Source organism: Erwinia sp. 2186, assembly GCF_057812255.1.
In genome coordinates this window covers 2420081-2438560 of sequence record NZ_CM173824.1, presented here as the reverse complement: position 1 = coordinate 2438560, position 18480 = coordinate 2420081, and the positions used below count along the sequence as shown (strand labels likewise).

Below are 18480 nucleotides of genomic sequence, written 5' to 3'. Positions count from 1 at the left end.
AAATTGGAGGTCGTATGTCGTCAAGCAATAATGTGCAAAATACACATATCAGCCAGCAGTTGCATAAGCTGCATCGGGCGATACTGGAAATTGTCGCGGTGATCAACCGCCCACAGGGCGATGAGGTGCTGATTAAAGAAGCCGGGATCAATCTGGAACGCGCCCTGTTCCCGTTACTGGTGGGAATTGAACGCTTTGGGCCAATTGGCGTGGTGGAACTGGCGGAACGGGTTGGGCGCGATTACACCACCGTCAGTCGCCAGGTGGCCAAGTTAGAGAACAGTGAACTGGTAGAGCGTCGCCCCAGCGAGGCCGATCGTCGGGTCAGAGAAGCGGTTATCACGCCGAAAGGCAAAACCATGACCGATCATGTTGATGCGGCGAGGGAAAGAATGGCGAAGGAGATCTTCGCCAGCTGGCAGGAAGAAGATGTTGAACAGCTGGTCAGGCTGATGAGCAAGTACGCCACGGCGTTGAAGAGCAAGATTGCCTGACCGGCCCCCGTTTACCGGTTGTGTTGCGCCAGCACGCTGGCCTTCATTCTTTTCACCGCCGCATGCGGCGCGGTCAGTACCGGCACCGTCACCTGTGCACGGACGTCCGCCGCGGCGCGTGATGTGGAGAAGTGCGCCAGCATAATCACATCACAGTGAGCCAGCTCGTTGGCTCGGGCCGCCACCAGCCGGTTATGCCCTTCCGCATCCCCTTTTTTCATCAGATCGATGGCATCCGCCACCAGCAGCGTGGTCAGCGTCGCTGATGAACCATGTTCAGCGACATAGTCATTAAACTCTTCGGTCATGGTCTCAACTGACGGGCCGAAGGTGGCCAGCATGCCAATATTTTTCCCCTGCGCCACCGCTTCATGAAACATCGCTTCATTGGGCTTCAGCACCGGGATCGGCACGCTGTCTGCCAGCCTGTCGATAGCCGGACCAAATGCCGAACAGGTAATCAAAATTCCGTCGGCCTGCATGTCATAGCCGTACTGGCCCAGGCGGACAAAGCGTTCAATCATGGATTCACTCAGATCCGACGCTCTGGAACGATCCAAAGACAGGCCATCGTCGAGCAGGTTTATCAGCTCGGCTTCTGGCCACTCTTCTTTGAAAGCCGTATGGATCGGCTCCATGGCAACGGGTGTGGCATGCAGTAATACAATTCGTGTGGTCATGACTGACTCCGGGTTGGCATTCGTAAACGTGATACTAATGTAAGGGCTTACAAATGTTTCTGTAAAGTGAAGTGGATCACATAAAAGCACGCGGTTAGCGATAAGGTGTTATTGAAATGTTAGTGAGTATTGACCAGAATTGATAGCGCTTACAAAATAAATTCCACTCCGGCAAGGCAGGTTCCTCCTGTCTGCCGGGACGCTACTGACGGAGTGTGAGAACGCCTTATGACATCACCTGCCAACTCTTCATCTTTACCCAATGTCGCTGCCGCCAGTCCGGCAAAGGCTGACAGCAACCCGGCGGTAAAAAAACTGCCGCGCCACTTCCGCGATCTGCTGGCGCTGGATGACTTTGAGCGCCACGCCCGCCGCCGTTTACCAAATATGATCTACCAGTATGTCGCCGGTGGCGTGGAAACTGGCCGGGGCATCGCCGGCAACTTTGAGGCGTATCAGCGTTATGCCTTCCTGCCCCGCATGTTCCGCGACGTCTCCGGACGCGACCAGCGCACCACCCTGTTCGGCCATACGTATCAGCACCCTTTTGGCGTGGCGCCGTTGGGCGGCGCGTCGTTTGTCGCCTATCAGGCGGACGTGGCGTTAGCGAAAGCCGCCCGCGAGATGAATGTGCCGATGATCCTCAGCGCGTCTTCGCTGGTGAAGCTGGAAGATGTTCATGCGGCCAACCCCGATGCCTGGTTCCAGGCCTATCTGGCCGGCGATCAGCCGCGCATCGATCGTCTGGTCGATCGGGTTGCCGCTGCAGGCTATAAAACGCTGGTCGTCACCGGTGATACGCCGATGTTGGGTAACCGTGAACACAACACCCGCAGCGGCTTCAGCATGCCGATTAAAATCACGCCAAAAGTGGCGTTCGAAAGCGCCATGAGCCCACGCTGGCTGCTGGGAACCGTGGCGCAAACCTTTTTGCGCCACGGCGCGCCGCACTTTGAAAATACGGATGCCGAGCGCGGGCCACCGATGATGTCGAGTAAAGTGCGAAATACCCAGGCGCGGGACAAGCTGAATTGGAAAAACGTCGAAGCAATCCGTAAAAAATGGCGCGGTAATCTGGTGGTTAAGGGCCTGATGTCGCCAGAAGATGCCTTTATCGCTCGTGACCTCGGCGCGGATGCGGTGATCCTCTCCAACCATGGCGGTCGTCAGCTGGATTACACCTTCCCACCGCTCTATTCGCTGGAAGAAATTGCCGCGAAAAAAGGCGCGATGAAGGTGATTATCGACAGCGGTATTCGTCGCGGTACCGACGTGATGAAAGCGATGGCGCTCGGTGCAGACTTTGTGTTTCTTGGCAGACCGTTCCTGTATGGCGCAGTGATTGGCGGCCAGGCGTGCGTCGAACATGCGATGCATATCCTGCGCGATGAAATTGACCGTGACCTGGCGCTCATCGGCGTGCGCACCCCTGGCGAGCTGGACAGCAGCTACCTCCGTCGTATGCCCTGACCTGTAAGGAAATTGACCATGACTTCTGCACTTCCGATCCGCCTGTTCAACGTGCTGGCGATCCGCGCACCCTTTGTTGAGCTGCAGGCTGAATGGGAACGACAGCACCCTGATAAACCGCTGCTGATTGACTGGAACCCGACCACGGTGATTGAGGAGAAGGTAGCCCGCGGCGAACGGGCCGATGGCACCATTGTCACCGCACCGGCGATGGACAAGCTGATCGCCGACGGGCGGATTGTGGCCGCCAGTCGGGTAGAACTGGTGGATTCTCAGGTGGGCCTGGCGATGCTGCCCGATGCCAGGGTGCCAGACATCAGCAGCGTTGAGGCGCTAAAAACGGCGCTGCTTAGTGCACGCTCGGTGGGCTATTCGCTGGCTGGTGCCAGTGGGCTTTATTTCCAGACGCTGCTGAAAACCCTGGGGATAGAACAGCAGGTGAACGCGAAAGCGACCACTATACCGGAAGGCTTTACCGCCAGCCTGTTGCTGGAAGGCAAAGCGGATATCGCCGTGCAGCAAATCAGCGAGCTGTTGATGGTGAAAGGCATCAAGGTGATTGGACCGCTGCCGGCTGGTGCTGAAAAGGTGCTGTCGTTTTCCGGCGGCGTGTTTACTGAGGCCGCCAATCCAGACGGTGCTGCACTGTTGCTGAACAGCCTGCGGACCGGGGCGGCCCGCAAGGCGTTTGAAGGTTTTGGATTACAGTGGCGTAACTAGCCGAACGTTACTTGCTTACCACGCGGGGCGCCGAGCCGGTGCTGCCGCGTACAATCAATTCCGGTTTCAATATCGTCTGGCGCACGCCGGTCTCGCCGTTTAATTCCGCCAGCAAAAACTCAGCGGCGCGAACGCCAATCTCATCCAGCTCCACCCGCATGGTGGTCAGCGGATGCTCCAGATGTTCGGAGTATTCATAGTCATTAAAACCGGTGATCGAAATATCGTTGGGGATGCGCAAATAGCGCTCGCCTGCCGCCCGCATCGCGCCAAACGCCAGCAAATCGTTACCGCAAATCACCGCCGTTGGCGGATTGGGGCCATCCAGCAGCTGGAACATCGCCTGACGCGCATCGTTCATTGAAAACGCGCGGTTAAACAGATTGCGATCGTCCAGGCTCAGGCCCGCCGCCGCCAGCGCCTGACGCGTGCCGGTGATCCGGTCGGAAACGCGGTCGTTTGACGGCGGCGTACCGACAATCACGCCGAAATTTTTATGCCCCAGCGCCAGAAGATGGGCGGTCAGCTCGCCCGCCGCCAGCTCGTTGTCATAGCCCACGCTGGGATAGCGCTGGTCGACCGAGAAAGTCTGAATACAGGGAATGTTCTGCTGGGTGATCCGATCCCACAACTTAGGATGGTGCGAATTCCCCACCAGCATCAGCGCATCAATGCCGTACTCCACCAGCTTGTTCACTTCCTTCAGCTCGGTATCCGGATCGAAGTCAGAATTCGCCAGCAGCATCGTATAACCCGACTGGTGGATCTGCTGCTGGAAGGTCGCCAGCGGGCGGGAAAACGTCTCTGTGGCCAGCGTCGGCACCACGGCGCCGATGGTCATACTGCGGCGCGAAGCCAGCGTTCGTGCGGCCCGGTTGATCACATAGCCCAGCTCTTCACATGCCTGCTCGACCGCCTCGCGGCGCGACTGCCTGACGGTGGTACTGCCGTTCAGCACCCTGGAAACGGTCGCCGTGGAGACCCCCGAACGCAGCGCAACATCTTCCAGTGAAACCCTCGACGGAGGTAAAGGCTTATCGGACATGATCGGACTCCAGGCTGAAATTAGTGACGCCGTCCACAAAGTTTGCAGACAGGCAAAGATTCATTTTGAAAGCGCTTACTTTTAGCTTGACTGATTTTTGTAATCGCTTACTTTTAACATCATATTATCAAATATAGCGTCTGGTTTCACCAAATGATAACAACGAGCCGTGCCGGAGCACCCTCCTCTGACACCGGCCTCGCCCTTAAAAGCACCGAGATAATAAAGGAATTCACCATGCGTAGATACCCACGGGTCCGCTGGCTGATGATCGCGTTTTGTTTCCTCGCCATCGCCATCAACTATATAGACCGCATTAACCTGGCCATCGCGGCACCTCATATTAAAGCGGATTTGGGGCTGGATGACACCAGTATGGGTCTGATCCTCGGGGCTTTTTTCTGGACCTATGCCCTGATGCAAATCCCGGCGGGCCGTCTGATTGACCGCGTGGGTGCCCGTACCGGCCTGGCGATTGCCGTGGGCTGGTGGTCACTGTTCACCGTGTTTACCGCCTTTGGTAAAGGCTTCACCTCAATTTTCGCCTCACGCCTGATGCTCGGCCTCGGTGAATCCGGTGGCTATCCGGGCTGCGCAAAAGTGGTCTACTCCTGGTTTGCTAAAAAGGAACGCGCCACCGCCAGCGGGATCTTCGATGCCGGTCCGCGTGCGGGCAGCGCCATCGCCCTGCCGCTGGTGGCCTGGCTGATCAGCACCTGGAACTGGGAAACCTCGTTTATCGTTACCGGTGCGCTGGGGCTGATTTGGGTCGGCGTCTGGCTGGCGTTCTACCGCGAACCGGAAGAGATGAAAGGTCTGGACGAGCAGGAGCGCCAGAATCTGCTGGAAGATCGCAGCGTGCATGTGGTCGATAAGAGTGAAAAAGTGCACATCGGCGCCCTGTTCCGTTACAGAACGGTGTGGGGAATGATGATCGGCTTCTTCTGCATGAACTTCGCCACCTACTTCTTCGTCACCTGGTTCCCGACCTATCTGACCATGGCGCACGGCTTCTCCCTGAAGGAGCTGGGTACGCTGGGCGCGATCCCTGCGCTGATGGGGATCCCCGGCAGCCTGCTGGGTGGCCTGGCCTCCGACTGGATGTACCGCAAAGGCTACTCGCTGACCACCGCGCGTAAAACCTGTCTGATTGCCGGCATGTTGCTGTCATCGGTGATCGCCTTTGCCGCCTTTACCGACAGCATTGCGGTGATCCTCACCTTGTTCTCGCTGACCTATGCCGGACTGGCCTTTACCGCCGCCAATATCTGGACCTTACCGGCCGATGTGGCGCCAAGCTCCGGGTACGTGGGCACCCTCGGCGGCATCCAGAACTTTGCCGGCAATCTGGCGGGCATCGTCACCGCGTCCTTCACCGGTTTGATGCTGACGCTGAGCCACGGCTCCTTTGTCATCCCGTTGCTGGTTGCCGGTGGGATTTGCCTGTTCGGCGCCTTTAACTTCCTGTTCATCATGGGCAAGGTTGAGCCGCTCGAGCTGAAAAAAAAGCCCGAGGTGACTAACGCTATCCCTGCCGACCGTCAGGCCTGATCCCATAACTCTAACGACGGCGGCTTCGCTCTCCCCTACAAAGGCAAGGATTGATCATGAAACGCACTATTTATGCAGGCGCACTGGTCTCAATGATGGCGGTCAGTGCAGGCGCTCAGGCGGAAAGCCTGCTGTATGTCTCTAATGCCGACAGCGGCACGGTAACCGGCTATCAGTTGGATAAACAGCAGATGAAACTGCTGCCGACCGGAACCTTCCCGGTGGGCAGTAAAGCGATGTCTTCCGTGGTTTCCCCGGATAAGAAAAAGCTCTATGTCTCGGTGCGCAGCAAGCCTTACAGCGTGGTGGTGTTCGATATCCAGCCGGACGGCAAGCTAATCAAAGCGGGACAGTCGCCGCTGCCGGAAAGCATGGCCTATCTGTCGATGGATAAAACCGGGCACTATCTGCTGAGCGCTTCTTACGGTGGCGATCTGTTCAGCATCAACCGCATCCAAAGCAACGGCCAGGTCGAGGCTAAGCCGGTGCAGGTGGTGCATACCGGTAAACGCGCCCATGCCATTCAGGTCGACCCGACCAATCATTATCTGTACGTCACGCTGTTGGGCGCTGACCAACTGCTTCAGTACCATTTTGATGCGGCAACCGGCCACGTCACGCCAAACACGCCGCCGTTTATCAATATTCAGAGTGAAGCCGCCACCGGCCCGCGCCACTTTGTCCTCGCGCCGAAGCGGGACGGGCAAGGTAAGCAGAATATGTACATCCTGACCGAGATGGCGGGCAACATCACCCGCCTGACGCTGAATAAGGATGGCACCGCGACGCCGGTGGAAGACGTCAGCTCGGTGTCACCAAAAGAAGAGCTGCAGCGTGGCGAAGCGCGTCCGTTAACCGGTGATGACGACCTGCCGCCATCGCATAAACCGCGCATCTGGCAGGCCGACCTGCACCTGACGCCGGATGGCCGCTATCTCTACTCGACCGAGCGCACCAGCAGCACCCTGTCATCCTTCTCCGTCGATGCTGAAAACGGGCATTTGAGCTATCTCACCAGCATCAAGACCGAGCAGCAGCCTCGCGGGTTTGCCATCGATAAAACCGGGCGTTTCCTGATCGAGTCGGGTCAGAAATCCACCCAGCTTTCGCTGTACACCATCAATGGGACCACCGGTGAGCTGACGCTGGTCGGGCGCTATCCGACCGGGAAAGGCGCCAACTGGGTGACCATGGTCGAACAATAAACATTCATTGGGGCCCGGCGCGCTGTTTTTGGCCGGGCTGCGTCTGCACTAACTGGAGTCATTATGAAACGTTCATCCCTTTCCGCCCTGCTCGCTGCGGGCTCGCTGGCGCTTTGCGCTATCCCAACCAGCCAGGCCGCCGAACAGGTGATTGCCACCAATCTTGAGCCGCTCCATCACGTTATCCTTGAGAACCAATATGTCACCGTGATGCGGGTGATGCTGCGTCCGGGCGAGTCGACGATGTTTCATGAACAGCATCTCGATTATGTGAATACCCACGTTAACGGCAGCCTGGTGAATATCTCCTACCCGGACAAACCGGCCAAAGATACCGAGATGAAAAGCGGCAACGTCAAGTTTGGCGCGCATCAGGGCAAATCCGAAACCGATAAGGTCACCAATACCGGCACCACCCTAAATCATCAGGTTTCTTTTGAGATCAAACAGGCCGGTCCGCTGAATTTTGGCGGCGCGACCCGTCCCGCCTTGCCGTTATTCCAGCAGGTGCTGGATCAGAAAACGGTAAGAGGCTGGAAGGTCACGCTGCAACCCGGTGAAAGCACCACGTTGTATACCCAGCATGGCCCTGGCGTCAGGGTCTTCTTCACCGAAGGCCGCCTGCTAACCGCCGTGCCCGGCCAGCCCAATCGCAACAAAGAACAGTGGATCCATCGCGGTGATGCGATGTTGACCCAGCCTGGCAAAATCGAGTTAACCAACGGCGGCGAGACCCCGCTGATTTTCAACGATTACGAACTGCTTTAACCCAGAGGCGCACGCAGAGGCGCCCTTTGCACCCTGTATAAAAAAACCGTTTTCTTTTTTAAGGAGCATGTCAGGTGAGACGATTATGTCTGCCTTTCGCCATCAGTCTGAGCCTGTTGTCGGCCGCCAGCGTTGCTGCGCCGCCGTCGCCCGATCTGATAGCGAAAGGAAAAATTCTCGCGACCGCAGCCGACTGCGGGGCTTGCCACACGTCACCTCACCAGGGTGCACCGATGGCGGGCGGAGTCGCAATCTCCTCCCCAATGGGCAGTATTTATGCCAGCAACATCACCCCTTCACTGAGCGAGGGCATCGGCCAGTACAGCGAAGCGGATTTCGCCCGCGCCGTACGGCAAGGGATTAACAAGCAAGGGCAACATCTCTACCCGGCGATGCCCTATCCCTCCTATGCAAAAATCAGCGATGACGATATTCACGCGCTGTACGCGTATTTTATGCATGGCGTGGCACCGGTTGATGTCGCCCCAACCCACACTGCGCTGCCTTTCCCGTTCAGCATCCGCAGTTCGATGGCGGTGTGGAACCTGATGTTTGCCGGAGACAAACCCTGGACGCCGACGCCTGGCGCCTCGGCTGAGGTCAATCGCGGCGACTATCTGGTCAACGCGCTGGCGCACTGCGATACCTGCCACACGCCGCGCAATGTGCTGATGGGTCAGCAAAACGATCGGGCCTTATCGGGTGGCAGCCTTGGCAGTTGGTACGCGCCCAATATCACCCCCGATCCGCAATCCGGGATCGGAAACTGGTCAGCTACCGAGCTGGCTCAGTACCTGAAAACCGGGCATGTTGCCGGCAAAGCGCAGGCCGCCGGTCCAATGGCGGAAGCGGTGGAACACAGCCTGCAATACCTCTCTGACAGCGATATCCAGGCAATGGTGGCGTATCTGCGCCAGATCCCCGCCGTCAGCAACGGCGCGGTGATGCCGAGGGACAGCTACGGCGCGCCGTCAGAAACTGAGCAACAGGTTCGTGGCCAGAGCGGCACGGCCGATGCGGGCTGGACGGTGTTCAGCGGCAGCTGCGCCAACTGCCATCAGCCTGATGGTCAGGGCAACGCGCGTTATCCGTCGCTGTTCCACAACTCCGCTACCGGTGCTGAAAATCCCGATAACCTGGTCTCCGCCATCCTGTATGGCGTGCACAGAACGGTGAACGGCGAAAGCATTTCCATGCCAGCTTTTGGGCCGGATGCCGATTTCACCACCCACCTGAGCGACAGGCAGATTGCCGATGTCAGCAATTACGTGCTGAAAAATTATGGCAACCCGCAGGTCACAGTGACCGAGGCGCGGGTGAAAACCCTGCGTGAAGGCGGTGACACGCCGCTGCTGGTCAGGCTGACGCGCCCTGCGGTATTGGGTAGCGCGGTGGGGGTTGTGCTGCTGCTCGGCCTGATGGGTGTTTGGATCAGAAACAGGAGGCAACATGCCCGCAAACCGTAGTACACCCGCCGGGATAAGCCGTCGCCGCTTGCTGCAAGGAATGGCGGTGCTGTCTGCCAGTGCGGTATGCGCGTCGCTGTTTCCGGCCCAAATGGCCGCAGCACAACAGGCCGTCGACAGCGGCTTTGCGGGCCTGTCGGCCTTTTTAGTCAGCCGCCCAACCAGCCCGATCCTCAGCCAACGCTATTATCAGGCGTTACAACGTCACTATCCTGACTTCCCGCCACGCCTGGCTGCGCTTTCGGACGCCCTTAAAACGCATAATTTCGCCCATGTGGATGACTTTTTACAGGCGGTTCACCCGGATGATGCCCTGTACCAGACGGCGGCATTGATCATCGGCAGCTGGTATACCGGCGTGGTCGGCGAAGGCGCGGACAGCGAGCTGATTGCCTATTCCGAGGCGATGATGTACCTGCCCACCCAGGGGATTCTGGTGGTCCCGACCTATGGCGGCGGCCCGGATTCCTGGGGTAGCAAGCCCGTTGACCCGCAGACAGAGAAAGGAGCAACAGCATGAATAAAGTCGATGCCGATGTGATCATTATTGGTTCCGGCGTGATGGGCGGTCTGGTGGCAACCCAGCTGGCGAAGGCGGGAAAATCGGTGATCATCGTTGAGGCCGGTCCGCGCATTAAGCGCCAGGACATTGTCGAACGCTTCCGCAATTCGCCGTTCAAAATGTCGCTGACCAATATGAAGCTGCAAGGGGTCGGTTCGCCCTATCCCGACCTGCCGCATGTGCCGTCCACCTACGGCGAGTATCTGCAACAAACCGGCCCGGTAAAGTATCCGACCAAATACCTGCGGGTGGTCGGCGGCACTACCTGGCACTTCGGTTCCGCCCTGTGGCGAATGATCCCTAACGACTTCCGGCTGCAAAGTCTGTATGGCCGCGGCCGGGACTGGCCGTTTGGTTATGACGAGCTGGAAAGCTGGTACGGCAAAGCGGAAGCGGAACTCGGCGTGTCCGGGATGGATGGCCAGGATGAGAGTGGCCACGGAGGCCAGGCCTGGCCGCCGCGCTCCACGCCTTTTCCGATGGTCGGTCTGGAGCCGAGCTACCTGTTTAAGCGCCTGTCGGAGCTGTTAGGCAACGGCGGCTACAACCCGGTGATGGAGCCGAACGGACGGGCCACGCGTCCTTACGGTAAGCGTCCGGTCTGTGCCGGGAATAACAACTGCAACCCGGTCTGTCCGATTGGCGCCAAATATGATGGCTCAATGCACATCGACGAGGCCGAACGGCACGGCGCGCAGCTGCTGGATAACTCGGTGGTGTATCGCATTGAGGCCGATGATAGCGGGAAAATCACCGGTATCTGGTACAAGAAGCCGGACGGTTCTGAGCATCATCTGACCGCACGTTACTTTGTGCTGGCGGCGTACGGCATCGAATCACCCAAGCTGCTGCTGATGTCCACTTCCGAACGTTATCCGAACGGCATCGCCAACGGCTCCGATCAGGTCGGCCGTAACCTGATGGGCCATACCGGGATCAGCATGAACGTGATGATGAAAGAGGACGTCTGGCCGGGTCAGGGACCGACCGAGCTGCTGGTGTACCTGAATAACCGCGATGGCGCGTTCAGGAAGGATTTCCCCAGTTATAAAATCAAGGTGCGCAATACCGTGCCGACCGCGGACTATGCCGCCGGGCTGATCAAGAAAGGCGTGCTGGGCTCGAAGCTGGACGAACAGCTGAAAACCCTGTCAGCGCGGTCGCTTAACTTTGCCATCGATTTTGAAACGCTGCCGCTGGCCGAAAACCGCATTGTGCCCAGCAAAACCAAAAAGGATGCAATTGGCCTGCCGCTGCCGGAGATTTACTACAGCGTCACCGATTACTGGCATGCCGGCAAAGCCGAAGGGTTGAAAGATTTCGATAATTTTGCCCGTCTGCTGAATGCCGACGTGTCAAAAATCGATACCGGCTATCAGGATCGCCAGCACATTATGGGCACCACCATTATGGGCAACGATGCCAAAACCTCGGTGGTCGACAGCAACTGCCAGACCCACGACCACTCTAACCTGTTTATCGCCGGTACCAGCGTGATGCCATCGGCCTCCTGCATGAACCCGACGCTGACCGGCGCGGCGTTAAGCCTGCGGCTGGCCGATCATTTGCTTAAGGTGGTGAAGGTATAAGGCTTCGCGCATAAAAAAACCACTCCAGTCAGGAGTGGTTTTTATTCTTCAGCGGCTGAGTATCAGGCTTCCGACTTCGCGCCCATCTGCTGGCCGGTCTCGACGGTTCGTGATGGCCATTTGCGGAACATCGCCACCGACCCTATCAGCGCGGCGATGGCCGGAATGGCGGCAATGTAGCCAACCGATGACACGCTCAGATCCATGCTCACCTTGTTCCCCAGCAATGCCCCCGCACCGATACCAATATTGACGATACCGGAGTACAGCGCCATCGCCACATCGGTGGCATCCGGTGCCAGCGTCAGCACCTTCATTTGCAGGCTCATGCCGACGATCATAAAGGCCATGCCCCACAGCATCGAGACCGCAATGGTGCCATATTCGCTGACCGATACCGCCAGCAGGATCAGCAGGCAGACCGAAATCACCCCAATCGACACCGTCAGCATCTGCGCAGGACGCTGATCGCCCATCCGGCTGAATATGACGCTGCCGGCAATACCGGCGATGCCAATCAGGAACAGCAGCAGCGTGGCAAATCCTTCGGTGAAACCGGCCACCTGCACCACAAAGGATTCGATATAGGTAAAGGCGGTGAAATGGGCGGTGACAATCGCCACCGTCACCGCGTACAGGCTCATCAATGCCGGACGGCGCAGCAGCGTCGGCAGGTTTTTCACCGAGCCACCTTGCTCAGACTTCACTGACGGCATCACGCGGATAATCATCCACAACAGTACCAACGCGGCGGCACCGATGATCAGGAAGGTATAACGCCAGCCGGCAAACTGGCCGATCACGCGCCCCAACGGCAAACCCAGCACCGACGCTAACGCGGTGGCCATCGCCAGCAGGCTTAGCGCCTGGGCCCGTTTACCGGCCGGTGCCAGTCGCACCGCCAGCGACGCGGTGATCGACCAGAACAAGGCATGTGCCAGCGCCACGCCCGCGCGGCTAATCAGCAGCACGTCAAAATTCCAGGCAAAAAACGACAGCAAATGGCTGCCGGCGAACAGGATAAACAGCACGATCAGCAGCGTGCGGCGATTCACCTGACTGGTTGCCAGCATCAGCGGCAGCGACATCAACGCCACTATCCAGGCGTAGACGGTCATCATTATGCCGGCCTGCGACGACGCCAGGCCAAAACTGCTGCCAATGTCAGAGAGCAAACCAACAGGGATATATTCGGTGGTGTTGAACACGAAGGCGGCAACTGCCAGAGTCAAAACCCTGGACCAGGCAACCTTGCGCGAAACGGCTAACAAATCAGACATAGCGTGCAGCTCCTGGATGAAAGAAAGACGTCCGAAAGCGCAATAGTGTAGGTCGATTTGAATTTTATTCAATAAAAGTGTGACCAATATCTCATTTTTAAGATATGAATTCTGGATAAGGCGGGAATTGTTGACCGGAAAAAGTCATCAGGCGGAGCGGTAAATCAGGGCGGAACTAGCGTTCCGCCCTCAGTGTATTACTTCAGACGGTATGCGACAACCGCATCACCCTCTTTCGTGCCCAGTGAACCATGTCCACCTGCGGCAATCACCACGTACTGCTTATTATCCGCGCCCATATAGGTTGACGGTGTGGCCTGGCCACCGGCTGGCAGCTCGGTTTCCCACAGCAGTTTACCGGTGCTGATGTCATACGCACGGAAGAAGTTATCCGCCGTTGCACCGTGGAACACCAAATCACCTGCGGTGGTCAGTGGGCCACCGTGTGCAACCATGCCCATTGGGAAACCAATTGGGAAACGACCCGGCAGGAAGCTGGTTTTCAGGTTTTTGGTGGTACCCACGCGGCGCAGCCACTCGGTTTTACCGGTTTTCAGATCCACGCCGACCATACGGCCCCACGGTGGCGCGATACACGGAATACCCAGGCTGGAAGAGAGCTGCTGGATATGGATCGCGTAATCGCCGTCGAAGTTCTCGTTCCAGTAAGGCGTGCCGTCTTTGGTGAACAGACGCTGAGTGGCCGTTTCTGGCGTGCGTTTGATCAGGTTGTACTTGTACGCAAGACGCACTGGAGAGGCAATCAGGATCTGACGCTGCGGATCCACGGTGACAGAACCCCAGTTGAAGACGCCAATGTTGCCAGGGAAGATGATCGAGCCGCCTTCCGTTGCCGGTGTCCATGGGTTGCCATCATAACGCAGAGATTTGAAGTCGATGCGGCACGCCATCTGATCGAACGGCGTCAGGCCCCACATGGATTTCTCATTGATTGGATCGGGCAGGAAGTTCAGCGCAGACACTGGCTGAGTCGGTGAATACTTCTCACCGGCAATCCCTTTGGTCGACACATCCACCTGATTGATTGGGTATACCGCTTCGCCGGTCAGACGGTTCAGCACAAACAGGTTACCGGTCTTGGTTGGCAGGATAACCACCGGCTGTTTTTTGCCCTGATAATCGATGTCTACCAGCGACGGCTGGGAGGGATTATCACGGTCCCACAGGTCGTGTTTAGAGGACTGGAAGCGCCATTTGAACTGGCCCGTTTTCAGATCCAGTGCCACCAGCGTGTCACGGAATTTCTCGGTGTTGCTGTTGGCATCACGCTCAATACCCAGTTCATCCGGGGACGCATTACCGAACGGCACATACACCAGGCCATTCTTAATGTCAGCACTCAGCGTGGCCCAGGCAACCGGCGTATCCTGCGGATAGGTCTGGCCCGCAGCAATCGGCTGGGTGTTTTCCGGATTAGCCGGATCGAAGTTCCACACCAGACGACCGGTGATCACGTCATAGGCGCGAATAACGCCCGATGGGTTGCCGGCGTTGAAGCCGTTATCCATCACGGAACCACCCACAATCACCAGATTACCGGCAACCAGCGGTGCGGCGGTTTGCATCAGCGCATGCGGACGGATTTCGCCCATGTTGGCACGCAGATCGACCACACCGTTGTTACCAAAATCAGCACACAGCTTGCCGGTATCGGCATCCAGCGCCAGCAGTTTGGCATCGTTCGCGGCATTGAAGATACGCTTACGGCATACGGCTGGAGAGTTAGCCACGGCGGCAGGCTGCACGGCATTGGTCGCCGCCGCTTCTGGCGCTTCGTAGTAGCTCACGCCACGACAGGTCTGATGCTGCTGCAGATATGAGCGATCTTTGGTTGGCTCATATTTCCACTTCAGCGCACCCGTTTCCGGGTTCAGTGCATGCACTTCATTATGTGGCGTACAGAAGTAGATGCTGTTGTTCACCTTCAGCGGCGTGGCTTCGAACGTGTACTCTGACGCATCTTTCGCATCACGCAGGTCGCCGGTGTGGTAGGTCCAGGCCACTTCCAGATTGCTGACGTTGTCAGTGGTGATCTGCTTCAGGTTAGAGAAACGCGCACCGTTGTTGGTTCCGCCGTAAGCGGCCCAGTCGTTGCCTGCCACGTCGGTCTCAGCTGGCGCACGCTGGTTGGTGATGTTCCCTTCCTTTGGATACGGATCGTAAAACATCAGGCCAATCACAATGGCGATCATGATGATAACGGTGGTGCCCAGGAAAGGATGGAATTTGGCAGGGTTTGCAGGGTTCTGTGCTTTCGACAGCGGACGAACCACCCAGGGTAAGGCCAGCCAGACACCGATCAGGCCGATCAGATCGCCGCGAGGGATCCACTGCCATTTGTCGAAGCCGACTTCAAAAATCATCCACGCCAGAACAATCCACATCAGGATGGCGTAAATGGTTAAGGCAATCTTTTTATTCTTGAACAGCGCAACTGCGGTAATCAGCAGTCCGATTGCCATAATGGCATAAAATGGTGAGCCGCCGATCATCAGCAACTGACCACCCATGTAAAGCATAGCGAGACCCACAATCGCTATAACGATACTCGTCAATTTGTTAATCATTTTCATCTCTCAATGTATACAAATGGATAAATATTATCCTTACGAACCCTTACAATTCGACAACACAAATTTAACTAAAAAAACATTAGAAATAAAACCCATTTATTTAATGTATAGCAGGTTATTATTTCAGTGCGGTAATACTTTGCAGCTACGGTGAGATCGGGGTCTGAGGCAGGTGTTGGGCATAAAAAAGCCTCTTTTACAGAGGCTTATTGGGAATTATTCTGACAACACGGGCTTTAGCGCCCTGCATTCAGCGGTTGTAAAGCATTTGAAGCTGTTGTTGATAGGCTAATATATCGTGTTCATTTCTAATTCTTGCAATAGCCGCATTCGCTTTCTGGTTAATCTGTTCCGGCGCGGCGAAGATCGACAGGATAATAGCCTTTAGCTGTTCGATGGTTTGCATGCGGACATAATTTCGTTCCTGAATGGATTTCACGCTGTAATCCAGATCGTCATTCAGGCTGTTGATGACCTGCCAGCCCGCCTGTTCAGGATTAATCTCCGGCAGTGCCCGGACATTGGTGGTGATAACCGGACAGCCGCAGGACTGCATTTCCAGTACCGAGAAACCGTAGGTCTCAGCCCAGGTCGGCAACAGCCCGACATCCGCCTGCTGCAACAGCTTAAGTACCCGATCGTTCGGCATAAAGTCGACATGTTCAATCCAGCCGTGGCGGGCAATGACCGATTCTGTGTAGCTGGCAAACAGCGGGTCGTCCTGATAGTGGCCATGCGCGTAGTTATGTTTCTTTTCCAGGTCACCAATCAGCGTCACTTTAAGTAGCTCTGGGTTAACCAGGTTTTCTTCCACCAGTTCGCTAAAGGCGCGGACCACCTCACCGCCGCCTTTGCGGTAAAACTCATTACCAATAAAGACAAAATGAATCGGTTGAGTAGGATCGCGCGCTTCGCGGTGTGCCAGGGTGAGTTTTTGCGGCGGATGCATCACCACTGTTTTAGCCAGAATCGCTTTCGCCAGCTCAGGCGTGCGCAGAAACAGCTTGCTTTCCATCTTGTAAGCCGCACCGGAAAGCGCAATCAGCGCTAAACAGTTGTCGGCGGCCAGCAGCGGCGCCAGGCGATCCAGTTCAGGAAAATTGTCGCTTTTATCACCACTCTTTTGCGGCAGGACCCGCGGTAATTCTGTCTCAAAGGTGGCCACCCATTTACGATCGGTTTGTGCTACCTCGTTAAAAAGATGGAATATATCGACATTCCCCTTGTCCTGGATGCTCAAGGGTTTAAAGAGAAAGTTCTTTCTTTTCTTCAAAACCTTCATATTAAGAAGATTAATATAGTAATAAACATTTTTGGTCTTGAAGTTAATATATTCGACATTATTGTCGACGATAATTGTTCGCTTCTCAGGATAACTATCATTAGAAATGCCGACGATCATTCTGCACCTCGATTAGGTTTACGCTTCTAGCCCTGTGTGTTTGAGAAAACAGCATTGTCGGTTGCTCTCTTATATTTATCGCCATTACATCACCACAGCAATGACAAATTGTAAACATCCGTTTATTCCTATAGTTGACGCCCGGCGTTTATTCCTGATACCACGACATTACCAGGTTAATTTTGATGTGAATTCGCTAATATTAATCTCACAAATGATTTTCTCGGCGATTGTTTTTAATAATGGTAAATAACTAAATGGGCTCACGACGGGAAAGGACGCTATAAGAGAAAATGAGCCAATATAAATACTAATAAATACAATAACTTGAAATTTATCCTTATGCGTTTTTATCATATTACCTTACTGCTTTTTACATTGCCTTCGGATTTCCCTCAGGAATTACGCCCAGCGTAAGTTAAGTAAAGATATTAGCGGCCATGATGCAATAGCGTTATCCCGTGCGAATCCTCTGATTAACATTGGCCATTGGGACAAAGAGTTGACTTATTCCACGGTAAAGGGCTTGATAGAATCATTAAAACCAACGCAGCCCGATGGGAATTTCAATGAAACTATCCGTAATCATCCCTGCCTATAATGTCGCACCGTATATTGTGGAGTGCATTGATTCTCTCCTGATGCAGATCTCTGCACCCAATGAATTAATTATTATTAATGATGGCTCTACCGACAATACGTTAGCGCTGGTCGAAATGCATTATCGCCACCTGAGTAACGTTAAAGTGTTTACCATTCCCAATGGCGGACTGGGCCAGGCTCGTGACTATGGCATTCGCATGGCGATGGGCGAATTTGTCTTCTGTTGCGATCCCGATGATGTATTGGGCGCCGGCTTCTTTGATGAGCTGAACAAGGTGACCAATCAGCATACTGATGTGGAGATATTCTGTTTTAATTCGGTGATGTTTGATGATGATGCGGAAGCCAAAACCCAGCCTAAAATGGTCCATCAGCGCTTTGGCCTGATGCCCGCCAGGGCCGTTTTCACTTCGTTACTGGAAACCGACAGCTATACCTCGGCCACCTGGAACTATGCGCTGAAACGCGCGGTGATTATCGACAACGGCATGCGCTACAGCCGTCGCCTGCACGAAGACCATATTTTCACCGTCGAGGCCTTTCTGCGCAGCGGCAAAGCCTTCGTCAGTCGGAATGTCTATTATAAACAGCGCATAAGAAGTGGTTCTTTAACCAACAGCGCCAAAAACGACAGCTTTTACCGTCAGCGTTACGATGCCTTTTTATGCTCATACAACATTCTGCTGATGCTGTTGGATCAGGATCCTGACCGCGACTATCTGAAGCGTTTGTATGCCATCCAGCAGTTCAAGCTGATGATGTATCTCTGCGCCTGGGATAATACCGCCCCACCGCAATACCTTCTCGACGCGGTGCAGTACCTGGGACGCGACCTGAAGCCCGGCAGCCTGATCAATATGATCCTGTTAAATCACCCGGCGCTGTATGGCTCGTTAATCCGCATGAAGCTGAATCGCCGCATCGCGAAGGAAAAAAAGGTCATTCAGAAAGCAGCCTCCCGCTCAGTCGCTTAGCAAAAATAAGCTGACGGATTCTACACTTCACATTTTCTCCAACCAGCAGGGCCACGCTGCTGGTTTTTTTTTATTTA

15 protein-coding genes are annotated in these 18480 nt (G+C 55.6%); 10 read left to right on the top strand and 5 right to left on the bottom strand.

Translation table 11 applies throughout. From position 1 onward, the window contains the following. Window positions 1-14: 14 nt before the first annotated feature. Window positions 15-494, top strand: a complete 480-nt coding sequence (locus ACXKZG_RS11305) for a MarR family winged helix-turn-helix transcriptional regulator (protein ID WP_013202253.1) — start codon at window positions 15-17, stop codon at window positions 492-494. An 11-nt stretch (window positions 495-505) separates the two neighbouring features. Here the strand turns inward: ACXKZG_RS11305 and ACXKZG_RS11300 are convergent, their stop codons facing one another. Continuing rightward, on the bottom strand, window positions 506-1174 hold the full coding sequence (locus ACXKZG_RS11300; protein ID WP_134824192.1) for an aspartate/glutamate racemase family protein: 669 nt from the start codon (window positions 1172-1174) through the stop codon (window positions 506-508). A gap of 228 nt (window positions 1175-1402) precedes the next feature. On the opposite strand from ACXKZG_RS11300, the gene ACXKZG_RS11295 reads away from it, so the two are divergent. Together ACXKZG_RS11295 and ACXKZG_RS11290 are read left to right on the top strand one after the other, a co-directional pair. Further along, window positions 1403-2644: an alpha-hydroxy acid oxidase gene (locus ACXKZG_RS11295; protein ID WP_013202255.1), complete on the top strand. Its 1242-nt coding sequence runs from the start codon at window positions 1403-1405 to the stop codon at window positions 2642-2644. Between the two features lie 18 nt (window positions 2645-2662). Then, entirely contained in the window at window positions 2663-3364 is a 702-nt protein-coding gene (locus tag ACXKZG_RS11290; RefSeq protein WP_488876209.1) for a molybdate ABC transporter substrate-binding protein, read from the top strand. Window positions 3365-3371: 7 nt separating this feature from the next. On the opposite strand, the gene ACXKZG_RS11285 is transcribed toward ACXKZG_RS11290, so the two are convergent. Then, on the bottom strand, window positions 3372-4409 hold the full coding sequence (locus ACXKZG_RS11285) for a LacI family DNA-binding transcriptional regulator (RefSeq protein ID WP_105758922.1): 1038 nt from the start codon (window positions 4407-4409) through the stop codon (window positions 3372-3374). A 237-nt stretch (window positions 4410-4646) separates the two neighbouring features. Here ACXKZG_RS11285 and ACXKZG_RS11280 point away from each other — a divergent pair, with 237 nt between their 5' ends. The 6 genes from ACXKZG_RS11280 (at window position 4647) to ACXKZG_RS11255 (ending at window position 11550) form a co-directional block, all read left to right on the top strand. Further along, window positions 4647-5960, top strand: coding sequence for an MFS transporter (locus ACXKZG_RS11280; protein WP_013202258.1), 1314 nt, complete (start codon window positions 4647-4649; stop codon window positions 5958-5960). Between the two features lie 56 nt (window positions 5961-6016). Beyond that, window positions 6017-7165: a lactonase family protein gene (locus tag ACXKZG_RS11275; RefSeq protein ID WP_488876208.1), complete on the top strand. Its 1149-nt coding sequence runs from the start codon at window positions 6017-6019 to the stop codon at window positions 7163-7165. Between the two features lie 63 nt (window positions 7166-7228). Continuing rightward, window positions 7229-7933, top strand: a complete 705-nt coding sequence (locus tag ACXKZG_RS11270; protein ID WP_471720160.1) for a hypothetical protein — start codon at window positions 7229-7231, stop codon at window positions 7931-7933. 74 nt (window positions 7934-8007) lie between these two features. Beyond that, entirely contained in the window at window positions 8008-9399 is a 1392-nt protein-coding gene (locus ACXKZG_RS11265) for a cytochrome c (protein ID WP_488876207.1), read from the top strand. Then, entirely contained in the window at window positions 9383-9919 is a 537-nt protein-coding gene (locus ACXKZG_RS11260; RefSeq protein ID WP_488876206.1) for a sugar dehydrogenase complex small subunit, read from the top strand. The genes ACXKZG_RS11265 and ACXKZG_RS11260 overlap by 17 nt, the downstream gene beginning before the upstream one ends. Further along, window positions 9916-11550: a GMC family oxidoreductase gene (locus tag ACXKZG_RS11255; protein ID WP_488876205.1), complete on the top strand. Its 1635-nt coding sequence runs from the start codon at window positions 9916-9918 to the stop codon at window positions 11548-11550. The genes ACXKZG_RS11260 and ACXKZG_RS11255 overlap by 4 nt, the downstream gene beginning before the upstream one ends. A 62-nt stretch (window positions 11551-11612) precedes the next feature. Here ACXKZG_RS11255 and ACXKZG_RS11250 read toward each other — a convergent pair whose 3' ends face one another. The 3 genes from ACXKZG_RS11250 to ACXKZG_RS11240 all read right to left on the bottom strand — a co-directional run bounded on the left by ACXKZG_RS11250 (window position 11613) and on the right by ACXKZG_RS11240 (window position 16589). Continuing rightward, window positions 11613-12830, bottom strand: coding sequence for a sugar transporter (locus ACXKZG_RS11250; RefSeq protein ID WP_013202264.1), 1218 nt, complete (start codon window positions 12828-12830; stop codon window positions 11613-11615). Window positions 12831-13027: 197 nt separating this feature from the next. Next, complete coding sequence (locus ACXKZG_RS11245; protein ID WP_134824199.1) at window positions 13028-15418, bottom strand: membrane-bound PQQ-dependent dehydrogenase, glucose/quinate/shikimate family; 2391 nt, start codon at window positions 15416-15418, stop codon at window positions 13028-13030. A 256-nt stretch (window positions 15419-15674) separates the two neighbouring features. After that, the gene (locus tag ACXKZG_RS11240; protein ID WP_488876204.1) at window positions 15675-16589 is read right to left on the bottom strand and encodes a glycosyltransferase family 4 protein; all 915 of its coding nucleotides are present in this window, start codon (window positions 16587-16589) and stop codon (window positions 15675-15677) included. Window positions 16590-17395: 806 nt separating this feature from the next. Here ACXKZG_RS11240 and ACXKZG_RS11235 point away from each other — a divergent pair. Next, the gene (locus tag ACXKZG_RS11235; protein WP_346594544.1) at window positions 17396-18403 is read left to right on the top strand and encodes a glycosyltransferase family 2 protein; all 1008 of its coding nucleotides are present in this window, start codon (window positions 17396-17398) and stop codon (window positions 18401-18403) included. Window positions 18404-18480 lie beyond the last annotated feature (77 nt).

What these genes read in the sequence shown, in the direction of transcription:
- ACXKZG_RS11305 (WP_013202253.1), top strand. Translation starts at nt 15, where the DNA reads ATGTCGTCAAGCAATAATGTGCAAAATACACATATCAGCCAGCAGTTG.
- ACXKZG_RS11300 (WP_134824192.1), bottom strand. Translation starts at nt 1,174, where the DNA reads ATGACCACACGAATTGTATTACTGCATGCCACACCCGTTGCCATGGAG.
- ACXKZG_RS11295 (WP_013202255.1), top strand. Translation starts at nt 1,403, where the DNA reads ATGACATCACCTGCCAACTCTTCATCTTTACCCAATGTCGCTGCCGCC.
- ACXKZG_RS11290 (WP_488876209.1), top strand. Translation starts at nt 2,663, where the DNA reads ATGACTTCTGCACTTCCGATCCGCCTGTTCAACGTGCTGGCGATCCGC.
- ACXKZG_RS11285 (WP_105758922.1), bottom strand. Translation starts at nt 4,409, where the DNA reads ATGTCCGATAAGCCTTTACCTCCGTCGAGGGTTTCACTGGAAGATGTT.
- ACXKZG_RS11280 (WP_013202258.1), top strand. Translation starts at nt 4,647, where the DNA reads ATGCGTAGATACCCACGGGTCCGCTGGCTGATGATCGCGTTTTGTTTC.
- ACXKZG_RS11275 (WP_488876208.1), top strand. Translation starts at nt 6,017, where the DNA reads ATGAAACGCACTATTTATGCAGGCGCACTGGTCTCAATGATGGCGGTC.
- ACXKZG_RS11270 (WP_471720160.1), top strand. Translation starts at nt 7,229, where the DNA reads ATGAAACGTTCATCCCTTTCCGCCCTGCTCGCTGCGGGCTCGCTGGCG.
- ACXKZG_RS11260 (WP_488876206.1), top strand. Translation starts at nt 9,383, where the DNA reads ATGCCCGCAAACCGTAGTACACCCGCCGGGATAAGCCGTCGCCGCTTG.
- ACXKZG_RS11255 (WP_488876205.1), top strand. Translation starts at nt 9,916, where the DNA reads ATGAATAAAGTCGATGCCGATGTGATCATTATTGGTTCCGGCGTGATG.
- ACXKZG_RS11250 (WP_013202264.1), bottom strand. Translation starts at nt 12,830, where the DNA reads ATGTCTGATTTGTTAGCCGTTTCGCGCAAGGTTGCCTGGTCCAGGGTT.
- ACXKZG_RS11245 (WP_134824199.1), bottom strand. Translation starts at nt 15,418, where the DNA reads ATGATTAACAAATTGACGAGTATCGTTATAGCGATTGTGGGTCTCGCT.
- ACXKZG_RS11235 (WP_346594544.1), top strand. Translation starts at nt 17,396, where the DNA reads ATGAAACTATCCGTAATCATCCCTGCCTATAATGTCGCACCGTATATT.